14 protein-coding genes are annotated in these 15,154 nt (G+C 53.0%); 9 read left to right on the forward strand and 5 right to left on the reverse strand.

What is annotated here, in order from left to right; translation table 11 throughout:
* Positions 1 to 8: 8 nt before the first annotated feature.
* Positions 9 to 677 (forward strand): Ni/Fe-hydrogenase, b-type cytochrome subunit, encoded by a 669-nt coding sequence (cybH, locus tag GURA_RS04425; protein WP_011937804.1) that lies wholly within the window; start codon positions 9 to 11, stop codon positions 675 to 677.
* Positions 678 to 831: 154 nt separating this feature from the next.
* Here cybH and GURA_RS04430 read toward each other — a convergent pair whose 3' ends face one another.
* Both GURA_RS04430 and GURA_RS04435 read right to left on the reverse strand, forming a co-directional pair.
* Positions 832 to 2,718 (reverse strand): MASE3 domain-containing protein, encoded by a 1,887-nt coding sequence (locus tag GURA_RS04430; protein WP_011937805.1) that lies wholly within the window; start codon positions 2,716 to 2,718, stop codon positions 832 to 834.
* 171 nt (positions 2,719 to 2,889) lie between these two features.
* Positions 2,890 to 5,019, reverse strand: a complete 2,130-nt coding sequence (locus GURA_RS04435; protein ID WP_011937806.1) for an EAL domain-containing protein — start codon at positions 5,017 to 5,019, stop codon at positions 2,890 to 2,892.
* Between the two features lie 308 nt (positions 5,020 to 5,327).
* Between GURA_RS04435 and GURA_RS04440 the strand changes: the two genes are divergently transcribed.
* Positions 5,328 to 5,519, forward strand: coding sequence for a hypothetical protein (locus tag GURA_RS04440; protein WP_011937807.1), 192 nt, complete (start codon positions 5,328 to 5,330; stop codon positions 5,517 to 5,519).
* A 29-nt stretch (positions 5,520 to 5,548) separates the two neighbouring features.
* On the opposite strand, the gene GURA_RS04445 is transcribed toward GURA_RS04440, so the two are convergent.
* A complete protein-coding gene (locus GURA_RS04445) occupies positions 5,549 to 6,139 on the reverse strand; it encodes a helix-turn-helix domain-containing protein (RefSeq protein ID WP_011937808.1) in 591 nt (196 codons plus the stop codon).
* 264 nt (positions 6,140 to 6,403) lie between these two features.
* Here GURA_RS04445 and GURA_RS04450 point away from each other — a divergent pair, with 264 nt between their 5' ends.
* The 5 genes from GURA_RS04450 to GURA_RS04470 all read left to right on the forward strand — a co-directional run bounded on the left by GURA_RS04450 (position 6,404) and on the right by GURA_RS04470 (position 11,079).
* Complete coding sequence (locus tag GURA_RS04450) at positions 6,404 to 7,834, forward strand: DegQ family serine endoprotease (protein WP_011937809.1); 1,431 nt, start codon at positions 6,404 to 6,406, stop codon at positions 7,832 to 7,834.
* A gap of 57 nt (positions 7,835 to 7,891) precedes the next feature.
* Positions 7,892 to 8,155, forward strand: a complete 264-nt coding sequence (locus GURA_RS04455) for a hypothetical protein (RefSeq protein WP_011937810.1) — start codon at positions 7,892 to 7,894, stop codon at positions 8,153 to 8,155.
* An 80-nt stretch (positions 8,156 to 8,235) separates the two neighbouring features.
* On the forward strand, positions 8,236 to 9,198 hold the full coding sequence (locus tag GURA_RS04460; protein ID WP_011937811.1) for an RluA family pseudouridine synthase: 963 nt from the start codon (positions 8,236 to 8,238) through the stop codon (positions 9,196 to 9,198).
* A gap of 81 nt (positions 9,199 to 9,279) precedes the next feature.
* Positions 9,280 to 10,083, forward strand: a complete 804-nt coding sequence (gene pgeF / locus GURA_RS04465; RefSeq protein ID WP_011937812.1) for a peptidoglycan editing factor PgeF — start codon at positions 9,280 to 9,282, stop codon at positions 10,081 to 10,083.
* 147 nt (positions 10,084 to 10,230) lie between these two features.
* Positions 10,231 to 11,079 (forward strand): hypothetical protein, encoded by an 849-nt coding sequence (locus GURA_RS04470; protein WP_232278977.1) that lies wholly within the window; start codon positions 10,231 to 10,233, stop codon positions 11,077 to 11,079.
* 88 nt (positions 11,080 to 11,167) lie between these two features.
* Here the strand turns inward: GURA_RS04470 and GURA_RS04475 are convergent, their stop codons facing one another.
* Entirely contained in the window at positions 11,168 to 11,500 is a 333-nt protein-coding gene (locus GURA_RS04475; RefSeq protein ID WP_011937814.1) for a hypothetical protein, read from the reverse strand.
* A 242-nt stretch (positions 11,501 to 11,742) separates the two neighbouring features.
* On the opposite strand from GURA_RS04475, the gene GURA_RS04480 reads away from it, so the two are divergent.
* Positions 11,743 to 12,834 carry a hypothetical protein gene (locus tag GURA_RS04480; RefSeq protein WP_011937815.1) on the forward strand — a complete coding sequence of 364 codons (1,092 nt, stop codon included), beginning with the start codon at positions 11,743 to 11,745 and terminating at the stop codon, positions 12,832 to 12,834.
* Between the two features lie 10 nt (positions 12,835 to 12,844).
* Here the strand turns inward: GURA_RS04480 and nuoB are convergent, their stop codons facing one another.
* Positions 12,845 to 13,636: an NADH-quinone oxidoreductase subunit NuoB gene (gene nuoB, locus GURA_RS04485; RefSeq protein ID WP_011937816.1), complete on the reverse strand. Its 792-nt coding sequence runs from the start codon at positions 13,634 to 13,636 to the stop codon at positions 12,845 to 12,847.
* Between the two features lie 161 nt (positions 13,637 to 13,797).
* Between nuoB and GURA_RS04490 the strand changes: the two genes are divergently transcribed.
* Complete coding sequence (locus tag GURA_RS04490) at positions 13,798 to 15,084, forward strand: IS701-like element ISGur14 family transposase (RefSeq protein WP_011937817.1); 1,287 nt, start codon at positions 13,798 to 13,800, stop codon at positions 15,082 to 15,084.
* The last annotated feature ends 70 nt before the right edge of the window (positions 15,085 to 15,154 follow it).

A 15,154-nucleotide genomic window follows, 5' to 3' on the forward strand; every position in this document is an offset into this window, starting at 1 on the left:
GGCAAGCCATGCGCGGTCCCATCTGTCAGTACAAACGCTATATCTGGCAATTGCCGGTCAGGATTACCCACTGGGTGAATGTGGTGGCCATTGTCGTTCTTGCAGTTACCGGCCTGTATATCGGTTCGCCGAAAACCCTGGCCCTTGACCCATCAGGCTATGTAATGGGGTGGGTGCGTTTTGTTCACTTTTCAACCGGATACGCCTTTGCCGTCAGCGTGGCGAGCCGCATCTACTGGTCATTCGTCGGCAACAAGTATGCAAGCTGGAAGGCGTATTTTCCTGCATTTACTGCCGAAGGACGTCGGCACATGAAGGAGATGTTCCGCTATTACTTCTTCCTCACCAGGGAGGTGCCGGAAACCGAGGGACATAATCCGCTGGCTGCTACGGCCTATGCGGGGATTCACCTCCTCTACCTGGTGATGATCGGCACCGGCTTTGCTATTTACTCCGAGTTTGCGCCCAATTCAATCATGCACAAGGCCCTGGGATGGATGTTTGCCATAGCAAGCAGTCAGCAGATACGGCTGATCCACCACGGTGTCATGTGGCTGATCCTGGCCTTTGTCTGCAACCATGTCTACAGCGCCTGGCTGATGGATGCCAAGGAGCATGGCGGGGAAGTTTCCAGCATCTTCAGCGGGTACAAGTTCATGCTGGATAAGGAGAAATAGACTCTGCACACTCTTCTATCGGGTATAGGCAACCTGGTCATGTCGGACGATGGTGTCGGGGGGATGGGCGTGCAGCCGGAAGAAACGGGGGGGGCGGTCTGGAGTTATATCCACAGGTTAAGACGCAGCTTGAATGGCGCTACGTCAATTGGAATTACAGACTAAAATAGATGGTCGCTCCTTCCCCGACCACCCCCTCGGCCCAGACCCGTCCTCCATGGCGTTGAATGATTCGCTGCACCGTGGCGAGGCCGATGCCGTGCCCTTTGAATTCGGTCGTACCGGGGAGGCGGCAGAAGGGAGTAAACATCTTTTCGGCGTAGACCATATCAAATCCGGCCCCGTTGTCGCGAACGAAGTAGACGGGATTACCACCGGACTTTTTCACACCGAACTCGATCACGGCGTTTTCCCTTTTCCCGGTGTACTTCCAGGCATTGCCGAGAAGATTTTCCAGGACGACCTGAATCAGCTTCCGATCCCCTACGGCCGTCACCCCTTTGGCGATGATGCATTTCACTTGCCGCTCAGGCTCATTTAACCTGAGTTCCGCTGTTATGACCTCTGCAATGATACTAAGGTCAATCGGTTCCCTGGTGATCTCGTTTCGCGACAGCCGGGAGAAGTTCAGAAGAGTGCTGATAAGCTGATCCATCCGTTCGGTTTCTTCAAAAATGTTTCGTATGTACCCCCTGCATTGATCATCGAGATTCTCACCGCAATATGTCTGGAGTATCTGGCTGTAACTGCTGATGTTGGTCAATGGGGCGCGGAGGTCGTGGGAAACAGTGTAACTGAACGTTTCCAGTTCCTGGTTGGCAAGTTCGAGCTCGAATGCGCGGCTTGTCAGGTTCGTATTCAGTATTTCGATTTCTTCGGCAGTCCGTTTCCGTTCGGTCATGTCGTTAACCATGCTGAGCAGCAACTGTTCCCCGTTTATTTCGATGGTCGTTGCCGAATATAACCCCCAAATCGCCTTTCCTTCTTTGTCTTTGAAGTTGAGTTCAAGATTGCGGACTTCGCCATGCTCCTTGAGCATTTGAATCATTTTCTCGCGGTCAGCCGGGTTTGCCCAGATGTCGAGTTCGATCGATGTGCGGCCGGTAACGTCCTCACGCCGATGTTGCAGGAGCCGCTCGAAGGCTTCATTGACTTCGACATATCTGCCGTCTTCCAGTCTGGAGATAGTCAACACCATCGGCGAAGTGTGGAATGCTTTGGAGAATTTTTCTTCGCTCTGTTTCAGTTCTCTGAACAGAATGTCATAGGGGCTGGCCAGTCCGGTCGCGATCATGGCCCTGTAAATGAGATAGAAGCCGATTAACCTGAAAAGATGTCCTGCAAGGTTGCCCGTGCCGTAGTCATCCGCATACAGTGCGAAGGCCAGTTCAGCAATGATGAACAGAATAATCGACGTGGTGAGCAGTAAAGTGACATGCCGGTCGAACGCCCGGCGTTTTCGCAGGAGGACGACCAGGGCGGTGAGAAACAGAAGCGAAATCATGTATTCACTGGCTTTATAGAAAGGGGTCGGTCCAATTCCCTCTATAAAACAGGTGGGAAAAATCTGCCCGGTAAAAATGGAGGCAAGGATCAGTGCGACGACAGCGGCATAGCAGGAAGCCAGTAAACCCGGTTTGAGCCGGCGATTGAGGAACAGCGGTGCGAGCAACAGGGAAATGCTTTGCAGGTAACGGGCCGCAATCCTGAACTGGGTTGCCAGGTTGACGCTGGTAGTCTGGAATACCCCCATGTTCTTGTAAGACAGGGCATGGAGGAGATCGATTGTCGCAACAAAGAGATATGCGATGCCGATGAACAGAAGGTAGTTGTTGTTCAGGAAACGCCGAGTGTTCCAGGCGATCATGAATATGCTGCAGGCGCCTACAACGGAGAAAATTTCAACAAGGGTATGGAACCGGAGGTAGCTGTGCAAGCTTGCCAGATACAGGCCGAACAGAAACGCAATCCCCAACAGGAGACTTTCGTAATTGTTGAACAGAGTAGGATTTAGGGGGTATTTTTTGTCGGATTGTCCCATGATAATGCCCGTGATATCGCATGGTGTTTGATGTGTATACAAATAAGCAACAAAATGGGATCATTTGTCAAGCTATTAACGGGGAAGGGAGACGTTATCGACGTTTTTAATGAAGGGAGTTTGTCTGCTGTGTATGCAGCATCTTCAGCCCGGCTTTTGCTGTTAAGCTGGTTAGTGCAGCGTTGGATCTTTCCAGGTCATGTCCGGCCATTTTATGTTGGAAAGGAGTGTGGTCATCTCGGCTACCGGAAGGGGCTTGCTGAATAAATAACCTTGCATTTCCGGGCAGTTGAGGCCGTCGAGCAGCTTCATTTGCTCCAGGGTTTCGACCCCTTCGGCTATGACGTTGAGCCTGAGGCTTTGTGCCATGGTAATGACCGCTATGGCAATGGCCGCATCGTCGGCGTTGGTATTTATGTCATGGACAAAGGAGCGATCGATTTTCAATGTCTGGATGGGAAGCTTTTTTATATAGGAAAGCGACGAATAACCCGTGCCGAAGTCGTCGATGGAGATATGTATCCCCAGATTGCTCAATCTATTTAGCGTCTGTACGGTTTTTTCCACATTCTGCAGCATGACGTTTTCGGTCAGTTCCAGTTCAAGCCAGCAGGGAGCGAGATCTGCTTCACCCAATATCTGCTCGACCATATCCGTCAGCCTTGGCTGCTGGAATTGCCGCGGCGAAAAGTTCACGGCGACGCGCATGGGGGGATAATTTAGCAGCTGCCATGTTTTGTTTTGGGCGCAGGCGGTGCGAAGCACCCATTCGCCGAGGGGAATGATCAGTCCGGTGTCTTCAGCCAGGGGGATGAACTGATTTGGCAGGATAAGTCCCATCTCCGGGTTCTGCCAGCGGACGAGCGCTTCGAGACAGACGATCTGGCCGGTTTTGATATTGACCTTCGGTTGATAGTAGAGGGAAAATTCCTCACGTTGAAGGGCCTTACGCAGGCTGTTCTCCATTGTCAGCCGGCGGAATGCCTGCTCATCCATGGAAGATGTGTAAAGGTGGTACCTGCTCCGACCTTGTTCCTTGGCGCGGTACATGGCCATGTCGGCGTTTTTTATCAGGGTTTCCGTGTCTCTGCCGTCATTGGGGAAAATGCTGATCCCGATGCAGGTGCTGATGAAAAGCTCGATGTCCGGGAGGACGAAGACCTGGGTGAAGGCGTCGATGATCTTCTGTGCGACCCTGACCGCCTCTTGCACATCATCGATGTCGGGGAGGAGGATGATGAATTCATCACCGCCGCGTCGGGCAACGGTATCCCGGTCACGCCGGCAGCATTCCTTGAGACGATGGGCTGAAGCCTGGAGAAGCTGATCGCCTACGGTATGGCCGAGAGTGTCGTTGATATGCTTGAATCGGTCGAGGTCGAGGAAAAGCACGGCGAGAAGCCGGTTGTGCCGATGGGCCTGAGCCAGGGCAAGATGCATCAGTTCGTTGAACAGATGGCGATTGGGGAGGCCTGTGAGGGTATCGTAGTATGCCATCTGCTTTATGGTTTCTTCTGCCTGTTTTCGTTCGGTTATGTCTTCCTGAAAGGCTATGAAGTGGGTGATCTGTTCGTTTCCGTTGGTAATCGGCGAGATGGAGGCTGAAGCCCAGTAGAGTTCGCCGTTCTTTTTCCGGTTATGAAATTCACCCCACCACTCCCCGCCGCCACTTATGATTTCCCATAATTTGCGGTATTCTTCCGGTGGAGTTTCACCTGACTTCAAAATATGCGGCTTTTTGCCGATCGTTTCTGCGGAGGTATAACCGGTCAACTGCGTAAACCGGGGGTTTACATACTCAATTGTGCCGGAAGTGTCGGTGATGATAATGGCTACCGGACTCTGTTCAACGGCGCGGGACAATTTGCGGATGAATTTTTCCTGTTCACGGATCTGCCGTTCCCACTTGATGCTGGTCATGCATTGTCCGATTACCGCCCGGAGCTTGTTGTGGTTGATCGGTTTCAGCACGTAGTGATTGATGCCGATGTCGATGGCGTCAATGATGTGGCCTGTGTCGTTGTGTGCGGAAATGACGATGATCTTGGCTTCTTTGTTCAGCTGCTTGATTTCCTTTGCCATCGTGATACCGTCCATGACCGGCATCTGCATATCGGTAAGGACAATATCCGGTGCATGTTTTTTAAACAATGCGAGCCCCTCTTGACCGTTGCTCGCCTGCAATAAAGTCACATCGGGGAATTTATTGGTTATCACCAGTGAGATCAGCTCTCTGGTTGCCCTGTCATCTTCCACATATAAAAGTGTCGGAGCGGTTGTCAAACCATCCGGGATATTCATGAAAAAAACCCTTTTGCCCACGAACAGGCCCGAATTAAATTAAATATTAATTATCGTTAACCCCAGTCTATTAAATCAGATTTATTGCCGTAGTCAATCGGGCAAAAATGTAAACAAACGACCCTTTTTGCCGTTTGCCGACTGGCGCATGACGGAGAAGCTCCTTGTCCGTACGGCCAGGAACAGAGCGGAGGATGCGCCGGTTTGAAGGATGAATGCCTGTTGGTACGGGATGGCGTGCCATGGCTTGCATTCGCTCCCTGCCGTGCTAATCTAGTGGTAACTATCCAATGCGTGAGGTGTGATACATGAAAGAATCAACACATGAAGACGTCTGCCAAAGAACAGAGCATAAAGACGAGAGGGTCAGGCTGAGAAATACAAGGACGGGTGTGACCGGGGTTACCTTCGGCTGCACCACCGAAGGGGGAACGATCCAGGTAGAGTTGGAGGATGGCACACTGGACAGCTGGACCTCGGACGAGTGCGAAGAGGTTTGAGAGAGGATTTGCGTTGGGTAATGGGCGGATTAATCCTTGGAGTAGAGCACTGCGACCGCTTTGGCCTGCTGTGAGCCGATGGAGACATATCCATGGGGCTCCGAAGAGTCGTAATAGATGCTATCGCCCGGTTGCAGGGTCATAATTTCCTGACCGTAGTGAAATTCCAGTTCACCTTCGAGCAGATATATGAACTCGACCCCTTCATGGCTGTAAAAACGGCTGTCGTCCCATGCGGTTTCTTCGAACGCCACGAGAAACGGCTCTATTTGCTTGTGGCGGATGCCCGGGGCGAGCGGTCGGTAAAGATATCCCTGGACAATGTCGCTTCCTGCCCTGCGCTTACTTGCAGGTCCGCTACCGCCGCGGGTCAGGACGAATTTTTGCCGGTCACCTTCTTCTTCAAAAAAGTAATGAATACCGACCTTGAGCCCTTTTGCAATCTTGAGCAACGTCGCTATGGGAGGTGTGACCTGATCGTTTTCAATCTGCGACAGGAGGGGTTTTGACAAGCCTGTCAATTCGGCGAGCTCCTGCAGGGTGAGCCTTCTCTCCTGCCTCAGTTTTCTGGCCTTCTCCCCCAACTTTAGTTCGCGAATTTCAGGTTTTATCTCTTTCATAATCGTCTCCCTGTTCACGGGTTATATGCAAAACAACGATGCACGTCAAGGGCTTATTTTCAGAGACGTATCTGCATGGTCGGCTGATGAGTTGATTCGTGCCCATCCGAGTTTCCGGAAGGACACGAATTAGTTGTTTCTACGCCGAAAACCGGTTTCGGGCGCGGCAGCTTCCGTGATGAAATCCGTTGACACAAAGTCGGTTTTTGGCTAACCTTGCAAAGGTTTAAGTTGCTTACACAGGCAATGTGTGGAGTTTTTTCGATGAAAATCCGTATTATTATTTTTTTGTTGATGCTGGCCACCCTTCTTTCGGCTTGCAAAAAGAAGGAAGAAGCCTATTTCTTTGAATCAAACCGCAAAGGGACTGCCGAGGCCCCGGTAAAAGAAGTACCCAAGGACATCCTTGCCACCCAGCAGGCTTTCGCCAATGTGGTAAAAGCGGTTAACCCGGCAGTGGTCAATATTTCCACGGTGAGCAAGAAAAAGCTCGTGCAGCCGTTCTTCGAGATGTCCCCCCTTTTCGATGATTTTTTCGGCGGCAGGGGTGGGACGCCCCAATACCGCCGTGAAAACAGCCTGGGTTCCGGCTTTATCATCAACCGGGACGGATACATCATCACCAACGATCATGTGGTGCGGGATGCGGAGAGCATCCAGGTAAAACTTTCCAACGAAAATGTTTATAGCGGCAAAGTGGTCGGCAGCGATCCCAAAACCGACATCGCGGTGATCAAGATCAACGCCAAGGAACAGCTCCCGGTGGCAGTGCTGGGCGATTCCGACAAACTCCAGGTAGGACAGTGGGCCATTGCTATCGGCAACCCGTTCGGTCTCGACCGGACCGTTACCGTCGGGGTGGTGTCGGCGACCGGCCGTTCCAATATGGGGATCGAAACCTACGAGAACTTCATCCAGACGGACGCTTCCATCAACCCGGGCAATTCCGGCGGACCGCTCTTGAATGTCTATGGCGAGGTAATCGGCATCAATACTGCCATTGTAGCGGCAGGCCAGGGCATCGGCTTCGCCATTCCCATAAATATGGCGAAACGGGCAGTGCCGCAGTTGATAAAAAAGGGGAATGTCAGCCGCGGTTGGCTGGGTGTTTCCATTCAGCCGGTGACGGAAGAGATTGCCCAGTCCTTTGGCTTGAAACGGGCACAAGGTGCCTTGGTGAGCGATATAATGGCGGGGAGCCCTGCTGCCAAGGCCGGCCTCAGGCAGGGTGACATCATAACCGGGATTGCCGGCAAAGAGATAAAGTCCGTCCAGCAACTCCAGTTGCTGGTGGCTGATATGCCGGTCGGCTCTCCGGTGGAGATAGAGGTTTTCCGCGAAGGCCGGGCAAAAAAACTTTCAATCATCCCTGCCTCCGCTGACAGTGCCGCGGGTGCGAAGCCTAAATCGGTCGAGACGGAAACGGCATGGGTCGGATTGTCGGTAGAGGAACTCCCCCGTGATATACGACTGAAGGGTCTGCAGGGTGTTGTCGTGACGAGCGTTGAGCCGGGCAGCCTTGCTGCCGACAGCGGCATCCAGCAGGGCGATGTCGTTGTTTCAGTCAACCAGAGAAAGATCGCCGGTGTGAACGACTATGCAAAGGCCATGAAAGATGCTGAAAAGAAAGGGTCCGTAGCCCTGCTGGTAAGGCGGGGGGATGCCAGCATCTATTTTGCGATCAGAATAAAGTAGTATCTGCAGCGGAAATTGGGTACATTATAAAAACAAAACCAGCAGTCAGGGGAAACCATGAGCCTTATAGATAATCCTGACCAGGCCAGGCGGCTTGCCAGGGCAATCATGTCCGACGTTGCCATCTACAACCGGGAAAAGGTGGAACAAGGGATCAAGAACGACAACATTTTCGACATCCTTTCTGAAGAGCTCGATGAGGGGCGGCAGCATTTCAATACCAGGGTGACACCCGGACTTGCCCAATCCAATATGTTTGAAATTGCCGTGGTGGATGTTCTTATCAAGCGGGCCGGCAAGATCGAATCTCCAATCTGGTAAGCGTCGGTTTTCAACCAGTCTATTGCCGAGGCGCGATTTATTAAATCGCGCCTTCGTTATTTTTAACAAGGTGCTTAAACGTGGAAAACGTGGAATTGATATTTCCTGAAAATTCAGAGATAGAGCGGCTCGATAGCTTTATTGCCCGCAGCGTAAATGGTATGACCCGCGCAACGGCCCAGCGACTGATCGAGGCAGGGCAGATAACGGTCGACGGCCACCCGCAGAAGCCTTCACTGAAGCTGAAGGGGGGCGAGCGCCTGATGGTGACGATACCACCCCCTGTTGCGGCAGAGCCTGCGGCTGAAACCATTCCTCTTGAGATACTGTTCGAGGACCGTAATCTGGTGGTAGTCAACAAGGCCGCCGGCATGGTCGTACATCCCGGTGCGGGAAATAGCGGCGGCACGCTGGTGAACGCTCTGCTCGGCCATTGTACCGACCTGTCCGGCATTGGCGGCGAGTTACGACCCGGCATTGTCCATCGCATCGATAAGGACACTTCCGGTGTTCTCGTTGTGGCAAAGAGTGATGCGGCTCATCAGTCGCTGGCTGAGCAGTTCAAGGAACACACCATCAAACGGGTCTATCTCGCGCTCGTGTACGGCGCGCCGAAAGACGATAAGGGCCGACTGGAATCGCATATCGGGCGTCATCCGGTTGACAGAAAGCGGATGTCGGGCAAGGCGAAACATGGCAAGCATGCGGTTACCCACTGGCGGGTCGTTGGCCGCTATCGCGGCATTACCCTTCTTCGCCTCAGGCTGGAAACCGGCCGTACCCATCAGATCCGGGTTCATCTCTCCGAGGCGGGCTATCCACTGGTTGGGGACGATGTTTACGGCGGTGGCAGCCGCTTGGCAACTGTTTCGGATACGTTGCTCCGTAAGTTGATCAAGGATCTGGGGCGCCAGGCACTGCACGCCAAGACCCTCGGTTTCATACATCCCGTTACCGGTGAATACCTGGAGTTCGATACGGAACTTCCTGATGATATGGCAAGAATAGTCGAATACCTGGAGAGTACCGTAGAAAGCGCATAAATTACGCCGCCTTTGCGGTTCAAAGAAGCGTTTTTATCAGCTGCTTCCCAAAGGCAAGAAAAAATATTAAGAGGTAGCGATATGGAAATGAAAAAAGCCGGCAAGGTCCAATACCTGGAGCCGCAGGCACTTGCCAGAAGCGGTGCGGCTGTAATGGGCTTCACCACCCGACACGAGGGCGTTTCGCGTCCTCCTTACAATTCTCTCAACCTGGGAACCAACACGTTCGATTCGCCTCACAGTGTGGAGGGGAACCGGAGCGTGTTGACAAGGGCCTTCGGCGCAGGGCTGGAACAGCTCGTAACCGTCAAGCAGGTGCATGGTACGGACCTTCTGGTCATAGATTCCCCCAATCCGGATTATACCCATTTTCATACCCTTGAGTGCGATGGAATCATCACCAACCAGCCGGGGATCATGATCGGCGTCGGCGTGGCAGACTGCGTGCCTCTGCTCCTGTTTGACCCGGTAAAACGAGTTGTCGCTGCGCTTCACGCGGGTTGGAAGGGGACTGCCGGGGAGATCGCCAAAAAAGGGGTTGCCGCCCTCCAGGAAATGTTCGGTTCCTCGACTGGCGATATCCTCGCTGCGGTCGGCCCTGCCATCGGCCCTTGCTGCTACGAGGTGGATGCCCCGGTAATGGAAGCCTTCAAAAAAGGGGCCTCCGGCTGGGAGCTCTTTGCTGTCGCGAGGGGAGAAGGACGATGGGGGCTCGACCTTGCTGCGGCTAACCGTCGCCAGCTTGCGGAATCCGGCCTGCCGAATGGAAATATCGTCGTTGCAGATCAATGCGTCAGCTGTAACCAGGAGCTGTTTTTCTCCTACAGGCGCGATAAGGGGGATACGGGAAGGCAAATGGGATTCATCATGTTAAAGGCGTCCTGAAAGCCCTCTTCCGGCGCTGCTTCTCTTCCTTTACGGCATACGACAGCGTAGCGGCAAAGCTCAATAAATTATGGTCAATTCCATTCTCTTCTGCTATAAACGCTAGGTGGTTATATATCCGGTCTTTCGGGAGGATGAACAATGCGGATGTTTTTCAGATTTGCCTTTCTCTTCATGCTGTCCCTGTTTACCTTCGGCTGCGCCCAAAACTTTTATAATATCCCCAGAGAGACCTACCAGAAGAAGGTAAGAACGCTGGGGGTCGCACCTCTCTTTGTCGATGGCGATTCAGACATCAAGCACCCGGAAAAGGATGCGCTCGTCAACTTGATCAAGGACGCCAACCGGATAAACGAAAAGGAACTAATTGCCCAGCTGAAGAATACCGGCGCTTACTTCTCCGTCCGCCTGCTCGATGCCGATGCCGGCCAGATGTTTTCCGCACTGTTCAGCCGGAGAGAGAAACGCGACGACGCCGGAATCATCTATAACAAGTATTTCTTCAAGACAGAAGAGATCAGGAACATCATCTCGAAAAACGATGTCGATGCAGTCCTGCTGGTCACGGTGAACGGCCTGACCAAACCGGACAAGATCTACGCCAGTAATCTCCTCTCCTATCTGGAAAGCGACTACAACTACCTCGCCATGAGCGCCCAGATTCTGGATGCGGACGGAAACACACTGTGGGAGTACCCCAATTTCCGTCAGCGGTCGCTGACCTTCCCCATGTTCTTTGCGCTTCAGTACCCCGATTTCGACGAAGCTGCAGCCAACCTGAGCGACCGGGTCGACGTGAAGTTCAAGACCATACCGGGTATTTCCAAGGCCTTTGCCAAAGCGGAAAAATCATCGGTTCAGAGTAAGGCACAGGTATCCACCCTGTACAATCTTATTTTCGAGGATATGGTTTCGATGTTGAAGCCGGAGAAGAATCTATTCGGCGGTAAAAAGGAAGAAGCCAAGGATGTGAAGCCGCAGACAGACCCGAAATAATTAAATTATGCCGGAACGAAAAGAGCCCACTCCGAATTGTCCGGCGTGGGCTCAGTATTTTCCATGTGCAGGGTGACGTGCAGCGATGCTAGTCGTCGTTTTTGCCCCAGCGCTGGTTCATTCTCTTGTGGTTAATGGCGTTTTCGCTGCTGACCTCATCCAGTATCCGATCAGCTTCTTCGGCGGTCAGACCGACGCTCGGTCGCACTCCCATCCAGTGGGTCAGATCGCCACTCGGGTTGTCCAATGGTTGCGGGATCGGCGGTCCCGGCTTGAACTTGTCATTGAGGAACAACGCAGCTTCAAACTGGCCGTTTCTCATGACCAGCCTGACTTCGGCAAAGTAGTCGTTCTTCAATCTTTTTACAATGATGATATCTTTAACAGTCATGTCTGCCGGTACATCGATAAGTTCTGTCATGGTAGCCGTCCCCCAATCGCTTTTTTTGAAACAATATCACAGATAAATGTTACAGTTCAAGAGAAGAGTAGCGAATGCTCCGAGTTACCCGCAGGTAAGAAGAACTCCTCATTACCCGTATCTTTTCCTTGAATTCCCTGGATGAGTAATTTATTATGCATTACGATTAATCGACCGTCTTCGGCAAACTGGCGGTAGACCGCGCTGGCCGACGTGATCGAGCCGCGGGAAGGTTATCTGGTATGGCATGGAAAATAGCGATAGTCCGTAAAAAACTCTTCATTCCACTTGCCCTGGCAATGAGCGTGTTTCTCAGCGGCTTGATCTTTACCGTCTACCGCCTGCAATGGGACCATATCCATTCAGAGACGGCGTTGAGGGTCGAAGCCTTTCATAAAAATTTTCAGAGCCAGGTGCAGAGTGAAACAGAACTGCTCAACGGGCTCCTCTCCTTCATCAAGGAAAACAAAAATCTGCAGAGGGACTGGCTGGCGGGTGACCGTGCCGCTCTCCTGCGCGATGCCACGCCCATTTTCAAGGAACTCCGTTCCCGAAGCCTGATTACGCATTTTTATTTCATTACGCCTGATAAAGAATGTTTTCTGCGCGTTCATAAACCGGAGAGCCGTGGCGATTTCATCGATCGCATCACCATGGATATTGCCGCACATCTGGGTAGGCCGGCCCATGGGATCGAGATGGGGCCGTTCGGTACAGTTGCCCTGCGCGTGGTGCATCCATGGGTCATCGACGGCAAAGTGGCGGGTTACATCGAGCTGGGTGAGGATGTCGAGCAGATTACGACTCGCATATCTCAGATCATGAATATTGAGCTGTTGTCCGTGGTCGCCAAGAAATATCTGGACAAGGGCAAATGGGAACAGGGCCTGCGCATGTCGGGCCGCACAGGTGACTGGGAGCGGCTCAAGGATTACGTCGTCGTCTCAAGCGATTCGGAGAAGGTCTACCCCGGTTTGGATAAGGTGCTGGCTGAAGGCAAAAGGTCCGACGACCAGTTTATCCTATCGACCGGCGGCCGCACCCTCAAGGGGGGATTCGATGCTTCCATAGACGCCGCAGGCAACAATATCGGCAAGTTCGTCATCTTTTCCGATGTCAGCGGGGAGGAAAAAAGCCTCTACGGGATACTGTTGAGGCTTGGCGCGTTTACCCTGGTGATCTCCGGGCTTACGCTGGCATTTTTCGATTGGTATATCAGCCGTATCCATAATAAACACGCGGAAGTAGAGCGTGTCCCCATGCGCGAATCCGAAAAAGCTGAGCCTGCCGCTAATGAGCCGGCAGCGACAGAGCAGCAAAAACCCCACAGCTAAGCATCCTTCCTTACCTTTCCTCCAATCGCCCGAGCAGCCTGAGCAGGCCGTCAAGAATAGTGATGGGGTGCGGTGGGCAGCCGGGTATGTAGAGATCGACCGGCAGAAGGCCTTCCACGCCGTTATGGGCCTCCGACGAATCGATGAACGGCCCGCCATTGATGGCGCAGGCACCGCTGGCGATGACGATCTTCGGCTCCGGCACCGCTTCGTAAGTCTTCAAGAGCGCCTCGCGCATGTTCTCCGTCACCGGGCCGGTGACGAATATCCCGTCGGCATGGCGCGGCGAGGCGACGAACTGGATGCCGAACCGCCCCAGATCGAATCCCACCGTGGAGAGTACGTTGACGTCCGCCTCGCAGGCATTGCAGCCGCCGGCGCTTACCTCGCGCAGTTTGAGGGAGCGGCCGAAGAGGGAGAGCATTCGCGCATCGAGGGCCTGGGCCAGCTTCCGTTCGCACCCCTGCGTGACGATCAGGTCGGCGCGGTGAGTTGCCGCCAGCTTTTCGTCGCAGCTGAAGGAAATTGCCCCGTGAGGGCAGGCCTCCGCGCATTCCGGGCAGAACAGGCATTTACCCATGTCCAGGGAGAGGTTTTTCCCGGTCCCCGTTTCCAGTTCCCCGTTTCCGGTTGTAATGGCGCCGAAAGGGCAGGCATCGGCGCAGAGCCGGCAGCCGGAGGGGCATGCATCTGGATTGAGGAGCGGGTAGCCGCGGAACAGCTCCGGCAGCACTGCCGGTTCAGCCGGGTATTTGATGGTGCGATGTTTCTGATGGATGCGGGCGAGTATGGCTTTGAACATGGTTTGAACCTCGGACACATGATGCGGGCAGTTCGAGAAATTAAGAGAAACGACTTCTTTGTTGTCTTATCTATTTATATAGCTGATGTCTTCGAAAAAGTACCTAATACTACTCCGACACATAGCTTGATATAATCTGTTTCATGTGATAATCTCTGCGAATGACAACAGAGATCGTTTTCCCCGGCATCGAAGAATATATGGCTCCCTATTATGGCTATTTCCATCGGTCAGAGAGCCGTGAACTGGCAGAATGTTACTTGGCCGGCCTGCTCATGGACGGTGAGCGCAAGTCAGTTGAACCCATGTCAGAGAAGGTAAACGCATCTGAACGAAGTATGCAGCGCCTCCTTTCGACTGCCAAATGGGACGATCAACTTGTTGCTGAGCAATTCCGCCGTTCCATGCTTGACGTCACTTCCGACCCGCAGGGGATCCTGGTTCTTGATGATACCGGGTTCCCTAAGAAAGGGTACGACAGTGTATGTGTTGCCCGGCAATACTGCGGTGCATCAGGCAAGACTGACAACTGTCAGATTGGCGTAAGCATGACGTATGTCGGCAGAGATGTCGCCTGGCCATATGCCATGGAACTGTTCGTCCCGGAATCCTGGGATCAGCAAAATGATGATTGCACCGCAAAGCGTAAAAAGGCTCACATGCCGGAGTCAGTGCACCATAAGTCAAAATGGCGCATGGCACTTGATTTTGTTGACCTGGCCCGAAAAGACAATGTTCCCCATCGTGCAGTCCTTGCTGACAGCTGGTATGGCAACATTCCGGAGTTTCGCAAGGAGCTTGAGTCCCGCAGTGAAAATTACATCCTGGGAGCTTACTCCAACACCCCGGTATTTCTTGAGGAGCCGGTCTTTGAAATTGCGCCAGTCAAAGAGCATAAGCGAGGGCGTCCACGAACTCGCCCTAAGGTAGTCTCCACAAACCCCGAACCGGTCAAGCTGTCGGTACTGGGCGAAAGCATTGCCGATGATGCATGGCAACGGCTAGAATTGAGGCTCAATTCCAAGGACAAGCCACTTGTTGCAGAGGCCGTCTCAATGAGAGTGTGGCCGGCTCACGGATGGCGGCAGGGCAATCATCATGAACAAGTCTGGCTCCTGATAGAGCGCCGCCCCCTGAACCTGGGTGGATACGAGCTTCGCTATTTCTTCAGCAATATGCCGCAGCATCTGGCAACGATTGACCTTGCCCGCCTCTACCATGAACGTTATTGGATAGAGCATGGCTATCAACAGCTAAAGGAAGAGCTTGGCCTTGATCACCATGAAGGGCGCTCATGGAGCGGATGGCATCGACATGTGCTCCTGACGTCCCTGGCATATGGCTATCTGACACTGTTGCGTTTGCAGCAAAAAAAACAGAAGAGTGCGACAGCGCGGAGCAACTGGATTCAGAAAAAATCGACACTGGCCAACGACGCTTTGTTCTGAAAACCAAACACCTGGAAAAGTGGCGCCATCGTTGCTGTTCTCTTCGTTCCTCTGAGCGATGGAGGCGGAG

It is taken from the genome of Geotalea uraniireducens Rf4, from assembly GCF_000016745.1.
GTDB lineage: Bacteria > Desulfobacterota > Desulfuromonadia > Geobacterales > Geobacteraceae > Geotalea > Geotalea uraniireducens.

What these genes read in the sequence shown, in the direction of transcription:
- cybH (WP_011937804.1), top strand. Translation starts at nt 9, where the DNA reads ATGCGCGGTCCCATCTGTCAGTACAAACGCTATATCTGGCAATTGCCG.
- GURA_RS04430 (WP_011937805.1), bottom strand. Translation starts at nt 2,718, where the DNA reads ATGGGACAATCCGACAAAAAATACCCCCTAAATCCTACTCTGTTCAAC.
- GURA_RS04435 (WP_011937806.1), bottom strand. Translation starts at nt 5,019, where the DNA reads ATGAATATCCCGGATGGTTTGACAACCGCTCCGACACTTTTATATGTG.
- GURA_RS04440 (WP_011937807.1), top strand. Translation starts at nt 5,328, where the DNA reads ATGAAAGAATCAACACATGAAGACGTCTGCCAAAGAACAGAGCATAAA.
- GURA_RS04445 (WP_011937808.1), bottom strand. Translation starts at nt 6,139, where the DNA reads ATGAAAGAGATAAAACCTGAAATTCGCGAACTAAAGTTGGGGGAGAAG.
- GURA_RS04450 (WP_011937809.1), top strand. Translation starts at nt 6,404, where the DNA reads ATGAAAATCCGTATTATTATTTTTTTGTTGATGCTGGCCACCCTTCTT.
- GURA_RS04455 (WP_011937810.1), top strand. Translation starts at nt 7,892, where the DNA reads ATGAGCCTTATAGATAATCCTGACCAGGCCAGGCGGCTTGCCAGGGCA.
- pgeF (WP_011937812.1), top strand. Translation starts at nt 9,280, where the DNA reads ATGGAAATGAAAAAAGCCGGCAAGGTCCAATACCTGGAGCCGCAGGCA.
- GURA_RS04470 (WP_232278977.1), top strand. Translation starts at nt 10,231, where the DNA reads ATGTTTTTCAGATTTGCCTTTCTCTTCATGCTGTCCCTGTTTACCTTC.
- GURA_RS04475 (WP_011937814.1), bottom strand. Translation starts at nt 11,500, where the DNA reads ATGACAGAACTTATCGATGTACCGGCAGACATGACTGTTAAAGATATC.
- GURA_RS04480 (WP_011937815.1), top strand. Translation starts at nt 11,743, where the DNA reads ATGGCATGGAAAATAGCGATAGTCCGTAAAAAACTCTTCATTCCACTT.
- nuoB (WP_011937816.1), bottom strand. Translation starts at nt 13,636, where the DNA reads ATGTTCAAAGCCATACTCGCCCGCATCCATCAGAAACATCGCACCATC.
- GURA_RS04490 (WP_011937817.1), top strand. Translation starts at nt 13,798, where the DNA reads ATGACAACAGAGATCGTTTTCCCCGGCATCGAAGAATATATGGCTCCC.